Raw genomic sequence first — 22,769 nt, 5'->3', positions numbered from 1 at the left:
CCTGACGACGGCGGCCGTCGTCACTGATCAACCACCGTCGGCCATGGCACCGCCCCGGTAGCGCCGGACGGCGGCGGCGATGCGCTCGGAGACCTTCTTGCGCCAGGCCGGATCGACCAGCAACTTCTCGTCCTCCTTGTTGGACATAAAGCCGAGTTCGAGCAGGATGGAGGGCACGTCGGCCGCCCGCAGGACCTGAAAGCCGGCGAAGCGATGGGGATTGTTGATCAGGTTGATCTGCCCTTCGAACGACGCGATGATGGAGCGTGCGAGATTGACCGAGAAGGCCTGCGTCTCGCGCCGCGTCAGGTCGATCAGGATGTCGGCGACTTCGGCCGGCTCATCGGCCAGCGGCACGCCGGCTATTTGATCCGACAGGTTTTCGCGTTCGGCGAGGCTTGCCGCCAGATGGTCGGAAGCCTTGTCCGAGATCGTGTAGACGGTGGCGCCCCGGATATCGTGCTGCTTCAGCGTGTCGGCATGCAGCGAAATGAACAGCTTCGCCTGCTTCTGACGGGCGATGAGCACGCGCTCCGAAAGCGAGAGGAATTCGTCGTCGTCGCGCGTCAGCACGGCCTTGATGCCGGGCTCGCGGTTCAGCGTCTCCGCCAATTCCTTGGCGAAAGCCAGCGTGACGGCCTTCTCTTCCATCTTTGTATCGACGCCGATCGCGCCGGTATCGATGCCGCCATGACCGGCATCGACCGCGATGACGAAGTCGCTGGAGGCGGGCGCCGGCTCATCGACCCGCGGCGCCTTGGTCAGCGCGACGCTGCCGGTCCAGGTCTGCTCGGTCAGAAGTTCGGCGAAGCGCTTCTTATCGACGCGCTCGGCATCCAGCACGAGACGAAAGCTCTTGCCGCCATCGTCGGTCTTCACGTCGGCCACGGTGATCTCGACAGGCTTCGTCGCCGTGAGGACGATGCGGGCGCTGCTTGCGCCCATGGCGCCGAATCGGATGTCCTTGAAGAGCCCCCTCGCCTGCGCGTCTTCCGGCTTCACGCCGAAGGAGGTCTCGGGCAGATCGACGATGACGCGGGGCGGATTGTCGACATAGTGAACGAAGATGTCGGGCTTCCGGTCGAAATCGACGACGACGCGCGTGCGGGCATCGTCACCGGCGATGCGCATGCCATAGGCCAGAAGCGGGCCTTGTCCGGTGACCGGTTCCGCCTGAAGAGCACCGGCCGTTCCCAACGCGATGACGACGCTTGCGAGAAGCGCCGCAAGCGCGGACGACAGGCGCGAACGAGGTTCATGACCCGATGAGGCTCGCCCTGCCTTCGGTTGTCCGCTCGTTTTCCGCCCCGTCTTCCGCTGCAAAACGCTCTCCTTGCGAACACCTCGTCCAACCCAGTTGGCCGGCACACGCCGTCCGACGCGCAGCCGTGCCGCCCGTCCGATCCGCATCCTTGCCGCATCGAGGTTAATCAAGTCTTACCGAAAGGTTTTGGCCGGCTCGGCGTGCACGAGCGAGCGCAATGCCACTGCGCCAAAACGAGACAAGCAATTCCATCAATATTAAGGCGCAAGGGCTTTTCTCTTGCCATTGTGACATGAAAACCATAAACGTAGCAGAGGTAAAAAGTGTTGACGGGATAGATTCCACGACCGGGCAGCCAAGGGGCAAAACCCTGGCGCCAGAGCATGATCGGGAAGCGGACTACGCGCTTCCGGCCGTCATGTCCTCGCAGCAAGCGTGTTTCATCCGCCGTCGCTTCACTTTTCATCGCATTCCGAATCGAGAACAATCCGGCGGTGGCCGGAAGATACGGTGTCTGACACCACGCCCCGCAAAGGGCACACTCATCGGGCCACAAGGCCTATGACTTTGGCATTCCTTGTTTGGTATCTCATGTTGACGCAGCAGGATCGGTCAGAAGCGGAAAGCACCGGAAACGGAACGCTTGCCTCTGCCGTCCGGCTGTTTGCCCATGACCGGTATCCTTCGGGAATTTATCTATCCGGCGAACGCCGTGACCTGCGTGGGGAACCGCCTCCGGGACGTCCTTTTCCTGCCCTGTCACGCTCACGCCGAGGAGCACAACCTACATGGCAGAGAAAATGCTTATCGACGCGTCTCACGCTGAGGAGACGCGCGTCGTTGTCGTACGTGGCAACCGCATAGAAGAATTCGACTTCGAGTCGGAACACAAGAAACAGATCCGCGGCAACATCTACCTGGCGAAGGTAACACGCGTCGAACCTTCGCTTCAGGCCGCGTTCGTCGATTACGGCGGCAACCGCCACGGCTTCCTGGCTTTCGCCGAAATCCACCCCGACTACTATCAGATTCCGCTGGCAGACCGTCAGGCACTGCTGCGCGCGGAAGCTGAAGACGCCCGTCGCGACGACGATATCGAGCATGTCGAGACCGGCACGGACCTCGACTCCGATGACGATGCTTCGGAAGACGAGGCAGCAGACGACGCCGAAGAGCGTTCGCCCGCTGCTGCCGTCGAAGCCTCGCCTGCCGAAGCGGAAGTGCAGGACGAAGCAGAAGCCCCGGCTGAAACGGCCGCGTCCGACTTTGCCGTTTCCGATATTGCCGATGGCGCGGCCGCCGATGCCATCGAAGGTGTCGTGCAGAGCGAAGCCCCCGCCGAAACGATCGCTGCCGAGCCGGCCGCCGTCGAAGAAGCGCCCAAGGCCAAGCCGAAGCGCGCTCGCCGCTCCAAGAAGGCCATCGCCGCTGAAGCTGCCGAGGCGGAAGCTGCTGCCGAAAGCGTTTCGACCGCCGACGGCCCAAATGCCGACAATGTGGAGACCGATGAGGGCCGCGGCCCGAACGGCGAAATGGCCGCCATGGTCGATGCCGACACGATTTCTGAAGCGCCGAGCCGCCGTCGCGGCCACGACGACGACGATGACGACGGTCACCACGAGGAAAAGGAAGTCATCGAGTCGGTTGGCGCCGAAGATGCGATGGAAGAAGTGCCGGACCGGAAGGAACGCCGCCCGCGCAAGCAGTACCGCATCCAGGAAGTCATCAAGCGTCGCCAGATCCTGCTCGTTCAGGTCGCCAAGGAAGAACGCGGCAACAAGGGCGCGGCACTCACCACCTATCTGTCGCTTGCCGGCCGCTATTCGGTTCTGATGCCGAACACGGCACGTGGCGGCGGCATTTCCCGCAAGATCACCAACCTGCCGGACCGCAAGCGCCTGAAGGAAATCGCCCGTGCGCTCGACGTTCCCCAGGGCATGGGCGTCATCCTGCGCACGGCCGGTGCCAATCGCACCAAGGTCGAGGTCAAGCGCGATTTCGAATATCTGATGCGCCTTTGGGAAAACGTTCGCACGCTGACGCTGGCGTCCACGGCGCCGTGCCTCGTCTATGAAGAGGGATCGCTGATCAAGCGGTCGATCCGCGACCTGTACAACAAGGATATCAGCGAGATCGTCGTTTCCGGCGAGGAGGGCTATCGCGAAGCGAAGGCCTTCATGAAGATGCTGATGCCGAGCCACGCCAAGGTGGTCCAGCCGTATCGCGACGTGCATCCGATCTTCTCGCGCTCCGGCATCGAAGCGCAACTCGACCGCATGCTGCAGCCGCAGGTGACGCTGAAGTCGGGTGGCTATATCATCATCAACCAGACCGAAGCGTTGGTCGCCATCGACGTCAACTCGGGCCGTTCGACCCGAGAGCACTCGATCGAGGACACGGCGCTCCAGACGAATCTGGAAGCCGCCGAAGAGGTCGCCCGCCAGCTTCGCCTGCGCGACCTTGCCGGTCTCGTCGTCGTCGACTTCATCGACATGGAAGAGAAGCGCAACAACCGCTCGGTCGAAAAGCGCCTCAAGGATCACCTGAAGAACGATCGTGCCCGCATTCAGGTCGGCCGCATCTCGCATTTCGGTCTTCTGGAAATGTCGCGCCAGCGTATCCGGGCGTCGGTTCTCGAATCGACGACGCAGGTCTGCGCACATTGCGCCGGTACCGGTGTCGTGCGGTCGCAGTCCTCCGTTGCCCTGCATGTCCTGCGCGGCGTCGAGGAATATCTCCTCAAGAACACGACCCATGACATCACCGTGCGTGCCACGCCGGAGATCGCGCTCTACCTGCTCAACTACAAGCGCTCCACGATCACCGATTTCGAGGCCCGCTTCGGCGTCGCCATCGTGGTCGAGGCGGATGCGCATGTCGGCGCGCTGCACTTTGCGATCGATCGCGGTGAAGCCGTCGAGAACCCGGTGAAGATCGAGCAGATTCTCCAGTTCGAAGCCCCTGTCGAAGACGAGGACGACGATATCGTCATCGAGGACGAGATCGAGGACGACGAGGAACTGCTGGTCGAGGCGAAGCCCGAAAAGGCCGAGCGTGCGGATCGCACAGAGCGCGAGAATGGCGACGATCAGAACGGTCGTAAGCGCAAGCGCCGTCGCCGCCGTCGTGGCGGTCGTGATGGCGAAGCCGAGACATCTGCCGATGCGGCAGGCTCCGATGTCGCTTCGGATGACGACGCCGACGACGGTGACGACGAGGACGAGGCAGATGATGCCGTGTCCGCGGATCAGATCGATGGTGTCAGCAGCGAAGACCGCCAAAAGCGCAAGCGCCGTCGTCGCGGCAAGCGCGGTGGTCGTCGCAACAAGGATGGCGAGATCGAAGCCGGGTCGGACGAAGCAGCAGCGGCGGATGCCGGTGACGCTGGCGCCAGTACCGACGCCCTGTCGCTTGCCGATGCCGTCGATGATGCGGGACACTCGGAAGAGGATGCCGTTGAGGATCAGGCGATTGCTGCGGAAGCAGACGGTCTGGCCGACGATGCGGTTGCCGAAACCGACGATCGCGGTGAAGCACCCGTTGCGCGCAAACGGAGCCGCCGCCGTCGTTCGCCACAGGATCTGGTAACGGATGTCGTTGCCCAGCCTGTGGCAGACACTGGCGAGGGTTCGACGGACGAAGCGGCGCAGGCTGCGGTCGAAGCCACGCCGGACGCCGTTGCCAGCGAAACGGCACCCTCCTCCGAGGAAGCCCGCACAGAAGAGGCATCCGCCTCTCTCGGCGAGAGCGACGAGGCCCATGTGGCGGTGGAGACGGCGGACGAAAGCCTGTCTGAAGCCTCGGACGACAAGCCGGTACGCAACAACCGTAACATCGAGACGATCGCCAGCGAACCGCTGGTCCGCTCCTCGGCAGCCTCCACCGATGAAGCGACCGAAGAGACGAAGCCCAAGAAGGGCGGCTGGTGGCAGAAGCGCGGTTTCCTCTAGGCCGCTGATGTTTGCTGAATGAACACAAAGGCCAGCCGGAGCGATCCGGCTGGCCTTTCTTGTTCTGCGCTCTCGGACTGCTGCGTGAAACCGATGAACGTTGGCACGCGCCTTTTGGCCCTGGAGTCCATGAGCTGGACGGTTACGGGCGCCTGCCGTAAACCTCAGGCTTTGAATCAAGTGGCTCCCGATCTGATTCCGCCAGTCCGTCGAACCCTTTGACCCCGTTAGGTTTTCAACCAACCCGCCATGCGCTCGATCGCGGTCTCTATGTCCGCCGGCGCGCCCGCATAGGAGAACCGCATGGCGCGGTGACCTTCGACAGGATCAAAGTCGCGGCCGGGTGTGGCCGCCACATTGATCTCGGCGAGCATCCGATGGGCGAAGGCCATGCTGTCATTGGTAAAGCGGCTGGCATCGACATAGGCATAGAACGCACCGTCCATCGGTGAGGCGATGGTAAAGCCGAGTTCCGGCAGGCGCTTGAGAAGAAGCGCGCGGTTGACCGCGTAGCTTTCCTTGTAGAGTTCAAGCTCGGCCGATGCGCCCAGCGCGGCCTCGGCGGCGATCTGCGACAGTTCCGGCGGCGAAATATAGAGGCTCTGCGCGATCCGCTCGAAGCCCCGCACCTTGTCCTCCGGCAGCACCATCCAGCCGATCCGCCATCCGGTCATGCAATAGTATTTGGAGAAGGAATTGATGATCACGGCGGCATCCGTCACGGCGAGCGCCGTCGTCTCTTTGCCGACGAAGGTCAGGCCGTGATAGATCTCGTCGGAGATGAAGGCGATGTCCTTGGCGGCACAGTAATCCGCCAGCGCCTGCAATTGCCGCCGTCCCGTCACGGTCCCGGTCGGGTTCGCGGGGCTTGCCAGCAGCACACCGCGGATCGGCCCGCCCTCGCGCAGCTCGGCGTCCACCAGCCCTTCTGGCGTCAGCGTAAAGCCGTTCGAAGCATCGGCATCGACCTCCACGACCTTGAGCCCGAGAGCGGCGAGGATGTTGCGATACGCGGGATAGCCCGGCCGCGCGATAGCGACCCGATCGCCCGGATCAAACAGCGCGAGAAAGGCGAGGTTGAAACCCGCCGACGAACCGGTCGTGACCGCAATGCGCCTTGGATCGACGGAGATGCCGTAATGCCGCTGGTAATGATCCGATATCGCGGTGCGCAGCGAAAGCGTGCCGAGCGCATCGGTATAGCCGAGCCGCCCGTGTTCCAGCGCCGCACGGGCCGCGTCGAGCGCTGCCTTGGGGGCAGGATGGCTCGGCTGTCCCACCGCCATGGAGATGACCGGGAAGCCGGCATCGCGCCGCCGTGTCGCCTCCGCCAGCACATCCATGGCATGAAAGGGTTCCACGGCGCTGCGGTGGGAAAGCGTGGTCATGGCGGCATCCTCGTTTCGCTCGGTGGATCAGGACGTCGAAGACATCCCGGTCCCGGCAGATCGCCATGGATTGCCCCAAGCGCGCCGGCTTCACAAGAGCAGCTTGTGACAAGGCGCATGCTCTCGACGTTTTGTTTTCCCCGTGCGTGTGCATGTGCTATCGCACGGAGATCGTACGCTGGCGTTTTCTCCGCGTCGGCAGCGCCATCTCAGCGAGGACCGCATGACCTTCCCCGTACGCCGACTGATCGCCGCATCGTTCCTGCTTGTCTCCACCATCGGCACCTTTGTCACCCCCGCACTGGCGCTGGACGACAAACAGAAAGCCGAGTTCGGTGCCTTCATCCGCGAATATCTGACCGCCAATCCGGAGGTCATGCTCGAGGTACAGGAGGCGCTGAAGGCAAAGCAGGCGCTGGCGCAGCAGCAGGTCGCCGAATCGGCGATCAGCGCGAACAAGGACACGATCTTCAACTCGAAATACGACGTGTCGCTCGGAAATCCGAACGGCGACGTGACCGTCGTGGAGTTCTACGACTACAATTGCGGCTATTGCAAACGAGCGCTTCCCGACATGGAAGCCATTCTCGAAGCCGACAAGAACGTTCGCTTCGTCCTAAAGGAACTGCCGATTCTCGGTCAGGAATCGCTCGACGCTCATCGGGTCAGTTCGGCCTTCCGGAAGCTCGCTCCCGAGAAGTACGGCGATTTCCACCGGGCGCTTCTGGGCGGTGAGGACCGCGCGACGGAGGAAACGGCGATGGCCGTTGCGACACGTCTCGGCGTGAAGGAAGCGGATATCCGTGCCAAGATGGTCGATCCGAGCCATGACGACGAGGTTCGCGAATCCTATACGCTCGCCAATGCGCTTGGCGTTACCGGCACGCCGTCCTACATCATCGGCAACGAGGCTGTCTTCGGCGCCGTCGGTGCCGACGATCTGGCGGCAAAGATCGCCAACATGCGCACCTGCGGCAAGACAGCCTGCTGACCTCGAGGCGACATGCCTTGTGGACAAGGCCTTAGTGAAGCGCTCGCAGCCATGCGGCGGACCCAAAAGGCTTTTTTTCAACGGACCAAACGTCTATAGCTGACGGCACGACGATAGGATGCTCACGAAATGCCAACGATTTTCGTCCTGAACGGCCCCAACCTCAACATGCTGGGCAAGCGCGAGCCCGGCATCTATGGCGGCCAGACCCTTGCCGACATCGAGGCAATGTGCGTTGCGGAGGGCGAGAAGCTCGGCCTGACGATCGACTTTCGCCAGACCAATCATGAGGGTGTGCTGGTCGATTGGTTTCACGAAGCCAGCGATAGCGTTGCCGGCATTGCCGTCAACGCCGGTGCCTATACCCACACATCGGTCGCCCTGCACGATGCGACGCGCGCCATCGGCATCCCGGTGGTCGAGCTTCATCTCTCAAACGTTCACGCGCGCGAGGAATTTCGCCATAAATCCATGCTTGCCCCAGCGGCGAAAGGCGTCATCTGCGGCTTTGGCGCGCAGAGTTACATTCTGGCGCTCAATGCGCTAAACACACTCCTTCAAACACAGAAATAAAAAGAACAAGAGGCTCTCATGGCTGACAAGAAGACCGGCATCGATCAGGCACTGATCCGCGATCTCGCCAATATTCTAAACGAGACCGACCTGACCGAGATCGAGATCGAGCAGGAAGACCTGCGTATCCGCGTCTCGCGCGCCGGAACGCCGCAATACGTGTCCGCACCGGTTCCGGCCGCCGCCCCCGTGGCTGTCGCGGCTGCTGCCGCCGCACCGGATGCCGCAGCCCGGATTTCCAAGAACGCGCTGACGGCCCCCATGGTCGGCACAGCGTATCTCTCGCCCGCCCCCGGCTCGCGTCCCTTCATCGAAGTCGGCGCCACGGTGAAGGAAGGCCAGACCGTCCTCATCATCGAAGCCATGAAGACGATGAACCAGATACCGGCGCCGCGCGCCGGCAAGGTCGTCGAGATCCTCGTGGAAGACGGCGCACCGGTCGAGTACGGCGAAGCGCTCGTGGTCATCGAGTAAGCCCATGCCCCTCATCTCCAAGGTTCTCATCGCCAATCGCGGCGAAATCGCGCTCCGCGTCCTTCGCGCCTGCAAGGAACTCGGCATCGCCACCGTTGCCGTGCACTCCACGGCCGACGCCGACGCCATGCATGTGCGCCTGGCGGATGAAAGCGTCTGCATCGGCCCGCCGCCCTCGCGCGACAGCTACCTGAACATCCACCAGATCGTCGCGGCCTGCGAAATCACCGGCGCCGACGCCGTCCATCCCGGCTACGGCTTCCTGTCGGAGAACGCGAAGTTCGCAGATATCCTCGATGCGCACGGCATCACCTTCATCGGGCCGACCGCGGACCATATCCGCATCATGGGCGACAAGATCACGGCCAAGGAAACGGCCAAGGCGCTCGGCATTCCCGTCGTACCCGGTTCGACCGGCGAAGTGCGTCCCGAAAACGCCCTGGAGATCGCTCGCGAGATCGGCTTCCCTGTCCTGATCAAGGCGACAGCCGGCGGCGGTGGTCGCGGCATGAAGGTCGCGCGCAACGAGGACGAAGTCGAGGAAGCCGTTTCCACGGCCCGATCCGAAGCGGCAGCCGCCTTCGGCAATGATGCCGTCTATATGGAAAAATACCTCGGCAAGCCGCGCCATATCGAAATTCAGGTCGTGGGCGATGGCGAGGGCAATGCCATCCACCTCGGAGAACGCGACTGCTCCTTGCAGCGGCGCCACCAGAAGGTGTGGGAAGAAGCCAACTCGCCGGCTCTCAACGTCGAGCAACGCATGAAGATCGGCGAGATCTGCGCCGATGCCATGCGCAAGCTGAAATATCGCGGTGCCGGCACGGTCGAGTTTCTCTACGAGAACGGCGAGTTCTATTTCATCGAGATGAACACCCGCCTTCAGGTGGAGCATCCCATCACCGAGGCGATCACGGGGATCGACCTCGTCCACGAACAGATCCGCGTCGCCTCCGGCGCTGGCCTGTCCGTCACGCAGGACGAAATCGTCTTCCAGGGCCACGCCATCGAGTGCCGGATCAACGCCGAGGACCCGCGCACATTCGTGCCCTCGCCCGGCACGATCACGCACTTCCACGCTCCGGGCGGTCTGGGGGTTCGCGTCGATTCGGGCGCCTATCAGGGCTATAAGATCCCGCCTTACTACGACAGCCTGATCGGCAAGCTGATCGTGCACGGGCGCACCCGCGTCGAATGCATGATGCGCCTGCGCCGGGTTCTCGACGAATTCGTCATCGACGGAATCAAGACGACGCTGCCGCTGTTTCAAGACCTGATCAACAATCAGGACATCGCAAATGGCGACTACGACATTCACTGGCTGGAGAACTATCTCGCACAGCCCGCGGAATAAAACTTCATCGGAGCGCTATCCCACCCTTTCGGGTTGTGGCGCTCCGGCTTCGCAAACGCGCTGCCCGATCCATCGGCCTTTGACCGGCACTGAGGCCTCGGGTGTGCAAACAGAGGCACAGCATGAGAGGCAGCCGCCGCAAGCAACAGGATATCACTCCCGATCTGCTGCTGCGCGCCTATTCGATCGGCCTCTTTCCGATGGCCGATTCGGCCGACGATCCCGAGATCTTCTGGGTCGAACCCGAGATGCGCGGCGTCATTCCGCTCGATGATTTCCACATCTCCCGCAGCCTTGCCAAGACGATCCGGCGCTCGCCTTTCAGCATGCGGCGCAACACTGCCTTCGAAGCCGTCATGGATGGCTGTGCCGCGCCAGCGCCAGATCGGCCCACCACCTGGATCAACGGCACGATCCGAGGGCTGTACACGGCCTTGCACATGATGGGCCATGCCCACTCGGTCGAGGTATGGGACGGCGACGAACTCGTCGGTGGACTTTACGGCGTCTCGCTGGGTAGCGCCTTCTTCGGCGAAAGCATGTTTTCCCGCCGCACCGACGCCTCCAAGATGTGCCTCGTCCACCTTGTCGAACACCTCCGCGACCGCGGCTTCATTCTGCTGGATACACAGTTCACCACGGATCATCTGAAGACGTTCGGCGCGATCGACGTGCCGAAGGCGGAATATGCCGGCATGCTCGCCGAAGCTATTGCCCAGCCGCACGCGCGGTTCTGACGCACGCCCGACAATTTCTACTGATGTAAAGAGGGTTCAGCGACAAACGCTGGTGATGTCACGTTCGATGAACGAATGAGGATTGCATCGACATACACCGCGACCAGGTGATGCGCAGTCGAGGGTCGAGTATGGAGTTAACCATTACTGGCTGTTTGAGGCACTGTCCGGGGGCGGAAGGTCGGACTTGGCTTTGCAGCTTTGCAGCCAAACATCGTAGACGGGATGCTCCACAGCATTGAGCCCAGGGCTGTCAGCGAACATCCAGCCGGTGAAGATGCGGCGAATCTTACGGTCGAGGGTAATTTCCTCGACTTCCACGAACGACGTGGTCTTTTGGGCCTCCGTGTCGTCGCGGCTGTAGCAGACGCGAGGGGTGACCTGAAGCGCACCGAACTGGACGGTTTCGCCGATATAGACGTCGAAGGTGGTGATGCGGCCGGTGATCTTGTCGATGCCCGAGAAGACGGCGACGGGATTGGCCAGACGCGCCGCATTCGTCGGAGGCGTGGTCATCACAAAAGCGGCGGCGGCGGTGGAAAGCAACAGGACAATGCGGTCGAAGGACTTGCGGCAGGTCACGACTTTGCGGTTTATCGACACGTTCCGGGTTATCCTGTTCACTGCCATTTCAGTCTCTCGCCAACGCCGACGTCCGGATCTGGTCGCTACACCCCGACGTCGCCCGTGCAAGCCCGGTTAATGTGCACCGTCCGTTTCGGCCAGCCTTTCAGATCGCGTGCACCGTGACCGTCCACGATGCTCGAGGATGGTCCCGTCGATGTAACAAGATACGGTGAGACTGCGCACGGAGCAATCTCAGCACCGGATGTAGATGCCAATCATGGCCGCGAGATGATGGTTCCGGCACATCGGCCGGAAACCGACAGTGCTTTACGAGCGGGGCGTCCACGCATCGTAGTCGCCTGTGACGCGCGGGCGTTCGCCCGGCTGGGCAAGCGAGCCCGGCGGGCGATAGGCTTGTGCCGTGCCGGTCATATTGAGGCGGTGCGGCTTCTGCCATTCGCGGGCGGCATAGGTCTCGTCGGCCGGCGAAACATCCGTGCGATGATGCATCCAGCCGTGCCAGCCCGGCGGGATCGCCGATGCCTCGGCATAGCCGTTGTACATGACCCAGCGGCGTGTCCGGCCTTCGGAGTCCTTGCCGCCTTCATAATAGGTGTTGCCGAGCTCGTCCTGCCCGACCCTCTTGCCGAAGCGCCAGGTATGAAACCGCGTCCCGATCGTCGAGCCGTTCCACCAGGTGAAAATCTGCAGAAAAGTCTTCATCGAACCGTCCTTGGACCGGCGCACGAAAGCCGCGCGCGGATGCCTTATGATTGCTTCTGCTTATGGCCTGCCGAACCGATCTTGTCCAGCCTGCCGCGTTTCTCGCAGCGTGTTTGCACTGTCTTAGCGAGCGCCCTCAGCGGGCGTCGTCCAGAACCTTTTCCATCTCCACCGTCGGCATGCCCCAGGCTTCCGAGCCCGGGCCGATCTCGGTGAAACCATGCGCCGCGTAGAACGCGATGGCAGGCGCGTTGTCGGTGACGACCTCTACCCGCATGTGTCCCGCATAGGGAAAGCAGGTTTCGAGTTCGGCGAACAGATCGCGGGCGATCCCCTGTCGCTGGAATGCCGGAAGCACGTAAAGCTGATGGAGGATGGCCGTCTCGTGCAGGGTTGGCGACATCGACGCATAGGCCATACCGCCAATGCGCTTGCCGTCGTCGGCCACCACGAACTCGCTGCCCTTGCGCTGCAGGTTCGCTTGGAGCGCCGCCACCGAGTGCCACTTGGCCGTCATCTCCGCGACCTTGTCGCCGCCATAAGTGGCGTCATAGGTCGCGTGCGCGGTCTCGCCCAGGAGGACACTGATCGCGGCAAGATCGCGTTCCGTCGCCGAGCGGACGAAAAACATGGCTACTCCTCGAGCCCGAGCTTCGCCTTGACCAGCGCCTGTACGGCCTGCGGGTTGGCCTTGCCGCCGGTGGACTTCATGACCTGCCCGACGAACCAGCCGGCCAGCGAAGGCTTGGCCTGCACCTTGGCAACCTGATCCGGGTTGGCGGCGATGATCTCGTCCACGGCTTTCTCGATGGCGCCGGTGTCCGTCACCTGCTTCATGCCGCGGGCCTCGACGATCTCGGCCGGGTCGCCGCCCTCGTTGAAGACGATCTCGAACAGCTCCTTGGCAAGCTTTCCGGAGATGACCTCGGACTTGATGAGGTCGAGGATGCCGCCGAGTTGCGCGGGGGAAACCGGAGTCTCTTCAATACCTTTACCGGCTTTGTTCAAGGCGCCCAGCAAGTCGTTGATGACCCAGTTCGCAGCCGCCTTGCCGTCGCGTCCGGCAGAGACGACCTCGAAATAATCGGCGATCGCTTTTTCCGACACGAGCACTGAAGCATCGTAGATCGACAGGCCGAGATCGCGCACGAAGCGCTCCTTCTTGTCGTCGGGCAGTTCCGGCAGATCGACCCTCAGCGCCTCGACGAAAGCCTCGTCGAATTCGAGCGGCAGGAGGTCCGGATCCGGGAAGTAGCGATAGTCATGCGCATCTTCCTTGGAGCGCATGGATCGCGTCTCGCCCTTGTTCGGGTCGAACAAGCGCGTTTCCTGATCGATCTTGCCGCCGTCTTCCAGAATCTCGATCTGCCGACGGGCCTCATATTCGATGGCTTGGCCGATGAAGCGGATCGAGTTGACGTTCTTGATCTCGCAACGTGTGCCGAACGCCTCGCCGGGGCGGCGCACGGAGACGTTGACGTCGGCGCGCATCGAGCCTTCATCCATGTTGCCGTCGCAGGTGCCGAGATAGCGCACGATGGAGCGCAGTTTCGTCATATAGGCCTTCGCCTCGTCGGACGAGCGCATGTCGGGCTTGGATACGATCTCCATCAATGCAACACCCGAGCGGTTGAGATCGACATAGGACATGGTCGGATGCTGGTCGTGCATCGACTTGCCGGCGTCCTGCTCCAGGTGCAGGCGCTCGATGCCGATTTCGATATCCTCGAAATTGCCTTGCCGATCGGGGCCGAGCGAGATGACGATCTGGCCTTCGCCGACGATCGGGTCCTTGAACTGCGAGATCTGGTAGCCCTGCGGCAGGTCGGGATAGAAGTAGTTCTTCCGGTCGAAGATCGAACGATGGTTGATCTGCGCCTTGAGCCCGAGCCCGGTGCGCACCGCCTGGCGAACGCATTCCTCGTTGATGACGGGCAGCATGCCCGGCATGGCCGCATCGACCAGTGAGACGTTGGCATTAGCGGCATTGCCGAAGGTCGTGGAGGCCCCGGAGAAAAGCTTCGAATGGCTCGTGACCTGCGCGTGCACCTCCAGGCCGACGATCACTTCCCAGTCGCCGGTGGCGCCGGGGATGAAGCGTTTCGGATCGGGCGTGCGAACGTCGACTAGGGTCATGGAAAAGCTCTTCCTGCAGGCTTCTTTTAGGTAGGTCCGGGTTAGAACAAATGCTTGAGGGGTGCAAGACGGGCGAGAATGTCCGACAGCGGTTTCAGGCGGGTCAGGCGGTCGGCAGCGTCACATGTCCCCGGCGCTTTCGACCTCGCGCAGTGTCCGGGCAAGGCCCACCTGCTCCACATCCCGATCCAGCCGAGCGAGGTAAGCGGTGGAGAACCAGGCGATCCGGAAGCCGTGATGGCGGAAGAAGGCGATGGCCGGCGCATTGCCTGCATGGGTCCGCGCCGTCATTTCCGGCAGTCCGGTGCCTTCCATATCGCGGCGTAGCGCCTCGGCCAGGGCGCTACCCAGTCCCTGGCGCTGGTGCTCCGGCATGATCCAGAGGTCGCTGACCTCGACATCCTCGTTCTCCCGCGCCGCCCAGCCGACGCTCGCGCCGCCCGTCTCGACCACGAGGGTGCGCGGCCAGCTATCGCGCAGGAAAGAGCCGAAGGAGTATTCGGCCGTGGTGCGCATCTTGGTCACATCGGCAAAGCCAACCACCGCCTGCTCCCAGGCGGCAAGGCCGATCTTCACCAGCCGAGGCACTTCATCCTCGCGTGCACCGCGTATCAGCACCATACCGTGTCCGATCCCCCACCGGTGCAAAGATCGCGCAGCCTACCACCACTTGGGCGGCGTGAAGCGTCCGGCGGCCTGCTCGATGACATGCGCGGTCTTGAACAATGTTTCCTCTTCGAACGGCTTGCCGATCAGCTGAAGGCCGAGCGGAAGACCCTTGGCGTCGAGGCCCGCGGGAACGGCGATGCCCGGCAGACCGGCCATGTTCACCGTTACGGTGAAGATGTCGTTGAGATACATCTTCACCGGATCGGCCGCGAGGTCCTGATCGGCGATGCCGAAGGCGGAGGATGGGGTGGCAGGCGTCAGGATCGCATCGACACCGGCATGGAAGGCGGTCTCGAAATCTCGCTTGATCAGCGTACGGACCTTCTGGGCGCGCAGGTAATAGGCGTCGTAGTAGCCGGCCGACAGCACATAGGTGCCGATCATGATGCGGCGCTTGACCTCCTGACCGAAGCCGGCCGCCCGCGTCTGCTCGTACATGTCGGCAATGTCCTTGCCGTCCACACGCAGGCCATAGCGCACGCCATCATAGCGGGCGAGGTTCGAAGACGCCTCGGCCGGCGCGACGATATAGTAGGCCGGCAGAGCGTATTTCGTATGCGGCAGGGAAATATCCACGATCTCGGCACCGGCATCCTTCAGCCAAGCGATGCCCTGACGCCAGAGCGCCTCGATTTCCTCCGGCATGCCTTCGACGCGATATTCCGCCGGTATACCGATCTTCATGCCCTTCAGCGACTGACCGATGGCCTTCTCATAATCCGGCACGGGCAGATCGACGGAGGTCGTATCCTTCGCATCGACGCTCGCCATCGACTTCAAAAGGATTGCCGCATCGCGGACGTCGCGCGCGATCGGCCCTGCCTGGTCGAGCGAGGAGGCAAACGCCACAATGCCCCAGCGCGAGCAGCGGCCATAGGTGGGCTTGATGCCGACCGTGCCGGTGAAAGCCGCCGGCTGACGGATGGAGCCGCCCGTGTCAGTGGCCGTGGCACCGGCGCAGAGGAAGGCCGCGACGGCTGCGGCCGAGCCGCCCGACGAGCCGCCCGGCACCCGATCATCCGTCGAGCCGGTCGCGCGCCAGGGGTTCTTCACCGGGCCGTAGTACGAGCTCTCGTTGGAAGAGCCCATGGCGAACTCGTCCATGTTCAGCTTGCCGAGCATCACGGCACCGTCGTTCCACAGGTTCTGCGTCACGGTCGACTCGTAACGTGGCGCGAACCCATCGAGAATGTGGCTGCAGGCCTGCGTGTGGACACCCTCGGTGCCGAACAGGTCCTTGATCCCGAGCGGAATGCCCTCCAGCGCGCCGGCCTTGCCGGCCGCAAGCCGCTCGTCGGAGGCCTTCGCCATCGCGCGCGCTTTCTCCGGCGTCACGGTGACATAGGCGTTCAGGGCGCCGTTCGCCGCGTCGATGGCGGAGAGATAGGCGTCGGTCAACTCAATGGCCGTGATGTCGCGGGCGGTCAGCCGGTCGCGGGCTTCGGCGATGGTGAGGTGGGTAAGTTCGGTCATGGCGAACGGGACTTTCGTAAACGGCAGGCGGGCGAAACGGACTTCGGAACGTGAGCAGGTCGGTTGTCTATTCGACGACCTTCGGCACGAGGAAGAAGTTCCGGTCGGAATTCGGCGCATTGGCGACGATATCGTCGGCCTTGTCACCGTCGGTCACGATGTCGTCGCGCTTCTTCATCGCCATCGGCGTGACCGATGTCATCGGCTCGACGCCGGTGACATCGACTTCGCCAAGCTGTTCGACGAAGCCGAGGATCGCGTTCAGCTCGCCTGTCATACGGTTGGCGTCGTCTTCGCTGACGGCGATGCGGGCGAGATGCGCGACGCGCTTGACGGTGGCGAGATCGACGGACATGGCGGACTCCGGGCCTGACGGGAAATGATCCCCCGCTATACTGACCGCGACGGGAGCGCGCAACGGGGGATTCCCTTCAAGACGCCGTTCGCGGCCGGATCAGACCGTGACCACACCGCCGACAGCGGGGACTTCGACCTTGGTGGTGGCCGGTTCCATAGCGGCGATGAAGAGGTCGGGTGTCTGGTCCACGATCGGGAAAGAGCCGTAGTGGCAGGGCAGTACGGTGCCGAACTTGAAGTAGCGCTGGCAGGCGAGCGCAGCCACGGCACCGCCCATCGTGAAGCGATCGCCGATCGGTACGAGGCCGATATCGGGCTGGTGGAGTTCCTGGATCAGCGCCATATCCGAGAAGATGTCGGTGTCGCCCATGTGGTAGAGCGTCGGTGCGTCATCGAAATGCAGCACGAGGCCGTTGGCACTGCCGAGCGAGTGCGAGACGCCATCCTCCGTGATCTGCGCGGAGGAATGCAGAGCATTGACAAAGGTCGAGGAGAAACCCTTGAGGTGGATCGTGCCGCCGGTGTTGCCCATTTCGAGCGCTGACACGCCACGTGAACCGAGCCAGGCGGCGAGGTCGGCATTTGCGACAACGGTCGCGCCGGTTTCCTTGGCAAGCGCGATGGTATCGCCAACATGGTCGCCATGCCCATGCGTGAGCAGAATATAGTCAAGACCTGCGGCCGCATCCTTGCGGGTCGATTCGTCGAAGGACGGGTTGCCCGAGAAAAACGGATCGATCAGGATTTTGGCTTTTGTCGTCTCGATATGGAAAGCGGAATGGCCGAGCCATTTGATCTTCATGACATATCTCCTGTCATCTGTAGCGGGCGCGCCCCGAACGCCAGCGGTAAAAGCTCGCTGGTGAAATTGGTGCCCGCGGAGCATATGGAACATCGACAGGCAAAGACAAAGGCCGCCGGAGAGGATTCAGCATGAGCGTGATGACAATCGAGGAGCTTGCGGGCGCGCTGTTGCCGCGTCAGGCGGTTGCCGGGCTCGATCTGGGCACCAAGACGATCGGCCTCTCGGTATCCGACCTCGGCCGGGGGCTGGCGACGCCGCGAACGGTGATCAAGCGAACGAAGTTTACGCTCGACGCGGTCGCGCTGCTGGCATTCGCCGACAAGGAAAAGATTGCCGCCTTTATCATTGGTCTTCCCGTCAACATGGACGGTTCGCTCGGTCCGAGGGCACAGGCGACACGCGCCTTCGTGCGCAATATGGAGCAGAAAACCGCCCTGCCCTTCGTCTATTGGGACGAGCGCCTGTCGACGGTGGCTGCCGAGCGGACGTTGATCGAGATGGACGTGTCGCGCGCCAAGCGGGCGGAGCGGATCGATTCGGCGGCTGCGTCCTTCATTCTTCAGGGCGCGCTGGACAGGCTTGCGTCGCTCGCTCGCGCCGCAGCGTCCTTGGACGATTGATCGCGCCTGCGACGATACCAGGAGAGAAGCGCCTTGCGCTTGCGCAGCGCTATCAAGCCAAAGACGACAAAGCTGTCGAAGATCATCGCGCGCGCCACGAGCGGCGGAATCGTCTCCGGCTCGATGCCGAGCACATTGCCGTACATCTGGAATACGAGGTCGTTCGCCTCCCGCGAGAGCATGAAGATGCCGAAGCTGATGTCGTTATAGGAGAGCGTGTACCAGCTCGTCAGGAACAGGACCGGCCCGCCCCAGAGGATCAGAAGCCACTTCATATCCGGTCTCCTCTCATGATCGCTGCGCCACGGGCTCCCAAGGCGCCGATCGATGCCACACCGCCAGTGGCAAGGACACAGGCGAGAAGAACGAATGCCGGCACGGCCACGTCCAGCGCGACAATCGCAAAGATCGACATGGGAATAAACGTCAGGGCTGCGCGCATCATGCGGGCTCCGTGCGGTTGCGATCCACAACACATGGCTCGTTAACCCTGTCCCGGCAACGTCAACCTTTTGTTAAGGTTAACGGGCGCGGAGCCGGCGCGGCATGCCGATCCATTCGTTCCAATCGATGCTCAGCTGGAAGCGGGATAGAGAAGATCGACGATCATCGCGCTGTCGAAACGCGAATCGAGCATGCCGTAGGTGGAGCGCCAGCCGGCTGCGAGCCGCGATTCCATGAAGGCATCCGCGATGCGTCCGGCACCGAGCCGGTAGAGCTCGGCGGCAGCGGCGGCAAGCGCGAGCTGCTCGACCAGCAGACGAGCCGCCCCCTCGTCGCGCTCGCAGAGCGAAATAGCAGCGCGCAGCACATCGATGGTCTTTCGCGCGGCGGGGCCGAGGTCCCGGCCGATGATCTCGAACAGGGCTTCGAACAGCTCGCGACCACGCTTCAGCACGCGCAGCACGTCGAGCGCCATCACATTGCCGGAACCTTCCCAGATCGCATTGACCGGCGCCTCGCGGTAATGCCGGGCAATCGGTCTTTCCTCGACATAGCCATTGCCGCCCAGGCACTCCATCGCCTCGGCGATAAGCGTCGGTGCGGTCTTGCAGACCCAGTATTTGACCACCGGCGTCATGATACGGGCATAGGCCGCTTCTTCCGCGCTGTCGCGTGCGCGGTCGAAGGCATCGGCAAGCCGGAAGGAGAGCGCGCTTGCGGCCGCCACATCCAGCGCCATATCGGCAAGCACGCGCGTCATCATCGGTTGCGCGACCAGCGGACGGCCAAGGACGGAGCGTCCGCGGGTGTAATGCACAGCTTCGGCGAGGCTGGCGCGCATCATGCCGGCCGAGGACAGGGCGCAATCGAGCCGCGTCAACGTGACCATGTCGAGAATCGTGGTGATGCCCCCATCGGGCGCGCCGAGGATGAAGCCGAAGGTTTCCGAGAATTCGACCTCCGAGGAGGCATTCGAGCGGTTGCCGAGCTTGTCCTTCAGCCGCTGGAACCGCAGGCCGTTCGCCGACCCGTCCTCCAGCAGGCGGGGAACGAGGAAGCAGCCGAGCCCTTCGCGCGTCTGGGCCAGCATGACGAAAGCGTCGCTCATCGGCGCGGACATGAACCACTTGTGGCCGGAAAGCCGGTAGATACCCTCGCCCACCCGCTCGGCTGTTGAGACATTCGCGCGAACGTCCGTTCCGCCCTGCTTCTCCGTCATGCCCATGCCGATGGTGACGGCGGACTTCTGCATGAAGGGCCTGTTCGAAGCGTCGTATTTTCGCGACAGGATTTTCGGCGCCCATTCCTTCTGCACCATCGGCGTCGCGGCCATGGCGGCCAGCGAGGCGCTGGTCATCGTCAGCGGGCAAAGATGGCCGCTTTCAAGCTGCGCGGTGAGGTAGAACCTTATGGCGCGGCTCTTGTGGTTGTGGCCGCGCTCGTCGGGCACGTTTTCCCAAATCGAGGAATGCAGACCCGCCGTCATGGAGCGGCGCATCAGCGCATGCCAGGCGGGATGGAAATCGACCACGTCGAGCCGCTCGCCGCGCGGCCCGTGGGTGCGCAGTTGCGGCACGCCCTGATTGGCCATGCGCGCGAGATCCTGCGCTTCCGGCGAGGTTACATAACGGCCGAGCCCGTCGAAATCGTCGCGCAACACCTTCGGCAGTCCGCTCGCGACGTCTGTCAGCAGGGGATCGGAACGATAGGCGTTGATGCCCGACCAGGGTTTCGGCTGGTTGAGGTCGTCAGGTGTCTGGTCAGGTCGAGTCACGGTCATGATCCGGTTCTAGCCGAAGTCCGGAACGTTAGGAACAGCACCGGATGCGCCCTCCCGCAAAATCGAATGTTGCCGTGATATTCGCCTTCGCGGCGCCGATGCGTGGGTGCCCCGAGCCATTGTCCTCACCTGTTCTCACGCGCTGCCTTGCCGCTCACCCGCACAGGCTCTATAGAGCGCGGCAACGCGACCATCTGAGGCGGGCTTCCCATGGATTTCTTTCCGCATCGCCATCTTCTCGGCATCAAGGGCCTGAACGAGCGCGATATCACCGGACTTCTCGATCTGGCCGACGAGGCGGTCAAAATTTCCCGTCAGCGCGAGAAGAAGACTTCGACGCTTCGCGGTCTCACCCAGATCAACCTCTTCTTCGAAGCCTCCACGCGGACGCAATCCTCCTTCGAGCTTGCCGGAAAGCGGCTCGGGGCGGACGTCATGAACATGTCCGTCGGCAATTCCTCGGTGAAAAAGGGCGAGACGCTCATCGATACCGCGATGACGCTGAACGCCATGCACCCCGACGTGCTGGTCGTGCGCCACTCCTCGGCCGGTGCCGCCGCTCTGCTGGCGCAGAAGGTTTCCTGCTCGGTCATCAATGCCGGCGACGGCCAGCACGAGCACCCGACGCAGGCGCTGCTCGATGCGCTGACCATCCGGCGGGCCAAGGGCAAGCTGTCGCGCATCATCGTCGCCATTTGCGGCGATGTGCTGCATTCTCGTGTCGCCCGCTCCAACATCCTGCTTCTCAACCAGATGGGCGCACGCGTGCGCGTGGTCGCACCGGCAACGCTTCTGCCGTCCGGCATCGCCGACATGGGCGCGGAGGTCTACCACTCGATGGAAGAGGGCCTGAAGGACGCGGATGTCGTGATGATGCTGCGCCTGCAACGCGAGCGCATGGCCGGCGCCTTCGTGCCCTCGGTGCGCGAATATTTCCGCTATTACGGTCTCGACGCTGAAAAGCTGAAAGCCGCCAGGGAGGATGCGCTCGTGATGCATCCCGGCCCTATGAACCGCGGCGTCGAGATCGCCTCCGAGATTGCCGATGGACCGCAGAGCGTCATCGAGCAGCAGGTCGAAATGGGCGTTGCCGTCCGCATGGCCGTGATGGAAGCGCTGCTCGTCTCGCAACAACAGGGCGGCCTCAACAACCAGGGTTCCCGCGCATGACCGATCTCGTCCTCACCAACCTGCGCATCATCGATCCCTCGCGCAACCTCGACGAAACGGGCGCGATCCTCATTCGCGACGGCGTGATTCTCGCCGCCGGCGGCGACGCGGCCAGCCAGGGCTCGCCTGAAGGCGCGACCGTTGAGGATTGCCGGGGCCTCATCGCCGTTCCCGGTCTCGTGGACGCCCGCGTTTTCGTCGGGGAACCCGGCGCCGAACATCGCGAGACCATCGCGTCTGCCGCGCAGGCGGCCGCTGTCGGCGGCATCACATCCTTCATCGCCATGCCGGATACCGATCCTGTTATCGACGATATCGCCCTGGTCGAGTTCGTCATGAAGACGGCCCGCGACAAGGCTGTCGTCAACGTCTACCCCGCTGCCGCGCTGACCAAGGGCCTGCACGGCACCGAGATGACCGAGTTCGGCCTTCTCAGCGAAGCCGGCGCCGTCTGCTTCACCAATGGCCGCGAGGGCCTGCACGATACGCTCGTGCTCCGTCGCGCGATGACCTATGCCCGCGAGTTCGGTATGGTGATCGCGCTGGAATCGCGCGACCAGTATCTGGGCGCCGGTGGCGTCATGAACGAGGGTCTGCTGGCGAGTTGGCTCGGCTTGTCCGGCGTGCCGCGCGAGGCGGAAATCATTCCGCTGGAGCGCGACCTGCGCGTCGCGGGCCTTACCCGCGCCGCCTACCACGCCGCGAAGATTTCGCTGCCGGAATCGGTCGATGCCATTGCGCTCGCCAAGACCCGCGGCGTCAACGTGACCTCGGGCATCTCGATCAATCATCTGTCCCTGAACGAAAACGACATCGGGGAATACCGCACCTTCTTCAAGCTGACGCCGCCGCTGCGCGGTGAGGACGACCGCAAGGCCATGGTCCAGGCGCTGGCAGACGGGCGGATCGACATCATCGTCTCCTCCCACGATCCGCAGGATGTCGATACCAAGCGCCTGCCCTTCGCCGACGCGGCCGACGGTGCGATCGGGCTGGAGACGATGCTCGCGGCCGCGCTGCGGCTTCATCATAGCGGCGAAGTCTCGCTGATGCGCCTGATCGACGCGCTCTCCACGCGGCCGGCGCAGATCTTCGGGCTCGATGCGGGTACGCTGAAGCCCGGCGCGAAGGCGGATATCACGCTGATCGATCTCGATGAGCCATGGATCGTCTCCAAGGAGGCCATCGTCTCGCGCTCGAAAAACACACCGTTCGAAAATGCCCGCTTTACGGGCCGCGCGGTTCGCACCTATGTTGCGGGAAAGTGCGTGTACAGCCTGTAGGAGGCTGACGC

The 22,769-nt window shown here is 63.1% G+C and carries 22 protein-coding genes; 9 read left to right on the top strand and 13 right to left on the bottom strand.

The features are described from left to right. Positions 1-27 precede the first annotated feature (27 nt). Positions 28-1,203, bottom strand: coding sequence for an N-acetylmuramoyl-L-alanine amidase (locus GA0004734_RS09920; RefSeq protein WP_245292502.1), 1,176 nt, complete (start codon positions 1,201-1,203; stop codon positions 28-30). Between the two features lie 849 nt (positions 1,204-2,052). Here GA0004734_RS09920 and GA0004734_RS09915 point away from each other — a divergent pair. Further along, positions 2,053-5,214 (top strand): Rne/Rng family ribonuclease, encoded by a 3,162-nt coding sequence (locus GA0004734_RS09915; RefSeq protein WP_092933359.1) that lies wholly within the window; start codon positions 2,053-2,055, stop codon positions 5,212-5,214. Between the two features lie 227 nt (positions 5,215-5,441). Here the strand turns inward: GA0004734_RS09915 and GA0004734_RS09910 are convergent, their stop codons facing one another. Next, positions 5,442-6,602: a pyridoxal phosphate-dependent aminotransferase gene (locus tag GA0004734_RS09910; RefSeq protein ID WP_092933357.1), complete on the bottom strand. Its 1,161-nt coding sequence runs from the start codon at positions 6,600-6,602 to the stop codon at positions 5,442-5,444. 223 nt (positions 6,603-6,825) lie between these two features. Between GA0004734_RS09910 and GA0004734_RS09905 the strand changes: the two genes are divergently transcribed. The 5 genes from GA0004734_RS09905 (at position 6,826) to aat (ending at position 10,731) form a co-directional block, all read left to right on the top strand. Further along, positions 6,826-7,593 (top strand): DsbA family protein, encoded by a 768-nt coding sequence (locus tag GA0004734_RS09905; RefSeq protein WP_092933355.1) that lies wholly within the window; start codon positions 6,826-6,828, stop codon positions 7,591-7,593. A 129-nt stretch (positions 7,594-7,722) separates the two neighbouring features. After that, complete coding sequence (gene aroQ / locus GA0004734_RS09900) at positions 7,723-8,166, top strand: type II 3-dehydroquinate dehydratase (protein WP_092933353.1); 444 nt, start codon at positions 7,723-7,725, stop codon at positions 8,164-8,166. 18 nt (positions 8,167-8,184) lie between these two features. After that, the gene (gene accB / locus GA0004734_RS09895; RefSeq protein ID WP_092933351.1) at positions 8,185-8,640 is read left to right on the top strand and encodes an acetyl-CoA carboxylase biotin carboxyl carrier protein; all 456 of its coding nucleotides are present in this window, start codon (positions 8,185-8,187) and stop codon (positions 8,638-8,640) included. 4 nt (positions 8,641-8,644) lie between these two features. Further along, on the top strand, positions 8,645-9,994 hold the full coding sequence (accC, locus tag GA0004734_RS09890) for an acetyl-CoA carboxylase biotin carboxylase subunit (RefSeq protein ID WP_092933349.1): 1,350 nt from the start codon (positions 8,645-8,647) through the stop codon (positions 9,992-9,994). A gap of 122 nt (positions 9,995-10,116) precedes the next feature. Further along, entirely contained in the window at positions 10,117-10,731 is a 615-nt protein-coding gene (aat, locus tag GA0004734_RS09885) for a leucyl/phenylalanyl-tRNA--protein transferase (protein ID WP_092933347.1), read from the top strand. Between the two features lie 144 nt (positions 10,732-10,875). On the opposite strand, the gene GA0004734_RS09880 is transcribed toward aat, so the two are convergent. The 8 genes from GA0004734_RS09880 to GA0004734_RS09845 all read right to left on the bottom strand — a co-directional run bounded on the left by GA0004734_RS09880 (position 10,876) and on the right by GA0004734_RS09845 (position 17,458). Then, positions 10,876-11,280 (bottom strand): DUF2155 domain-containing protein, encoded by a 405-nt coding sequence (locus GA0004734_RS09880; RefSeq protein ID WP_245292501.1) that lies wholly within the window; start codon positions 11,278-11,280, stop codon positions 10,876-10,878. Between the two features lie 345 nt (positions 11,281-11,625). Next, complete coding sequence (locus tag GA0004734_RS09875) at positions 11,626-12,021, bottom strand: NADH:ubiquinone oxidoreductase subunit NDUFA12 (RefSeq protein ID WP_092933345.1); 396 nt, start codon at positions 12,019-12,021, stop codon at positions 11,626-11,628. Between the two features lie 136 nt (positions 12,022-12,157). Further along, on the bottom strand, positions 12,158-12,652 hold the full coding sequence (locus GA0004734_RS09870) for a GNAT family N-acetyltransferase (RefSeq protein WP_092933343.1): 495 nt from the start codon (positions 12,650-12,652) through the stop codon (positions 12,158-12,160). A gap of 2 nt (positions 12,653-12,654) precedes the next feature. Then, positions 12,655-14,157: an Asp-tRNA(Asn)/Glu-tRNA(Gln) amidotransferase subunit GatB gene (gene gatB, locus GA0004734_RS09865; RefSeq protein WP_092933341.1), complete on the bottom strand. Its 1,503-nt coding sequence runs from the start codon at positions 14,155-14,157 to the stop codon at positions 12,655-12,657. 120 nt (positions 14,158-14,277) lie between these two features. Then, positions 14,278-14,778: a GNAT family N-acetyltransferase gene (locus GA0004734_RS09860; protein WP_092933339.1), complete on the bottom strand. Its 501-nt coding sequence runs from the start codon at positions 14,776-14,778 to the stop codon at positions 14,278-14,280. Positions 14,779-14,817: 39 nt separating this feature from the next. Continuing rightward, on the bottom strand, positions 14,818-16,299 hold the full coding sequence (gene gatA, locus GA0004734_RS09855) for an Asp-tRNA(Asn)/Glu-tRNA(Gln) amidotransferase subunit GatA (protein WP_092933337.1): 1,482 nt from the start codon (positions 16,297-16,299) through the stop codon (positions 14,818-14,820). A 67-nt stretch (positions 16,300-16,366) separates the two neighbouring features. Next, the gene (gatC, locus tag GA0004734_RS09850) at positions 16,367-16,654 is read right to left on the bottom strand and encodes an Asp-tRNA(Asn)/Glu-tRNA(Gln) amidotransferase subunit GatC (protein ID WP_092933335.1); all 288 of its coding nucleotides are present in this window, start codon (positions 16,652-16,654) and stop codon (positions 16,367-16,369) included. Between the two features lie 99 nt (positions 16,655-16,753). Next, positions 16,754-17,458, bottom strand: a complete 705-nt coding sequence (locus GA0004734_RS09845) for a metal-dependent hydrolase (RefSeq protein ID WP_092933333.1) — start codon at positions 17,456-17,458, stop codon at positions 16,754-16,756. Between the two features lie 131 nt (positions 17,459-17,589). On the opposite strand from GA0004734_RS09845, the gene ruvX reads away from it, so the two are divergent. After that, a complete protein-coding gene (gene ruvX / locus GA0004734_RS09840; RefSeq protein WP_092933331.1) occupies positions 17,590-18,081 on the top strand; it encodes a Holliday junction resolvase RuvX in 492 nt (163 codons plus the stop codon). Here ruvX and GA0004734_RS09835 read toward each other — a convergent pair. The 3 genes from GA0004734_RS09835 to GA0004734_RS09830 all read right to left on the bottom strand — a co-directional run bounded on the left by GA0004734_RS09835 (position 18,021) and on the right by GA0004734_RS09830 (position 20,305). Next, positions 18,021-18,356, bottom strand: a complete 336-nt coding sequence (locus GA0004734_RS09835; protein ID WP_092933329.1) for a DUF6105 family protein — start codon at positions 18,354-18,356, stop codon at positions 18,021-18,023. The genes ruvX and GA0004734_RS09835 overlap by 61 nt on opposite strands. Further along, on the bottom strand, positions 18,353-18,526 hold the full coding sequence (locus GA0004734_RS25940; RefSeq protein WP_175386300.1) for a hypothetical protein: 174 nt from the start codon (positions 18,524-18,526) through the stop codon (positions 18,353-18,355). Before GA0004734_RS25940 ends, GA0004734_RS09835 begins: the two co-directional genes overlap by 4 nt. 129 nt (positions 18,527-18,655) lie before the next feature. After that, the gene (locus GA0004734_RS09830; RefSeq protein ID WP_092933327.1) at positions 18,656-20,305 is read right to left on the bottom strand and encodes an acyl-CoA dehydrogenase family protein; all 1,650 of its coding nucleotides are present in this window, start codon (positions 20,303-20,305) and stop codon (positions 18,656-18,658) included. A 210-nt stretch (positions 20,306-20,515) separates the two neighbouring features. On the opposite strand from GA0004734_RS09830, the gene GA0004734_RS09825 reads away from it, so the two are divergent. Further along, positions 20,516-21,475, top strand: a complete 960-nt coding sequence (locus tag GA0004734_RS09825) for an aspartate carbamoyltransferase catalytic subunit (protein ID WP_092933325.1) — start codon at positions 20,516-20,518, stop codon at positions 21,473-21,475. Then, on the top strand, positions 21,472-22,758 hold the full coding sequence (locus GA0004734_RS09820) for a dihydroorotase (protein ID WP_092933323.1): 1,287 nt from the start codon (positions 21,472-21,474) through the stop codon (positions 22,756-22,758). Before GA0004734_RS09825 ends, GA0004734_RS09820 begins: the two co-directional genes overlap by 4 nt. Positions 22,759-22,769: the final 11 nt, after the last annotated feature.

The organism is Rhizobium sp. 9140 (genome assembly GCF_900067135.1).
Lineage (GTDB): Bacteria > Pseudomonadota > Alphaproteobacteria > Rhizobiales > Rhizobiaceae > Ferranicluibacter.
Note: the sequence above shows the minus strand (reverse complement) of the source record. Positions and strands in the feature narration are given on the sequence as shown.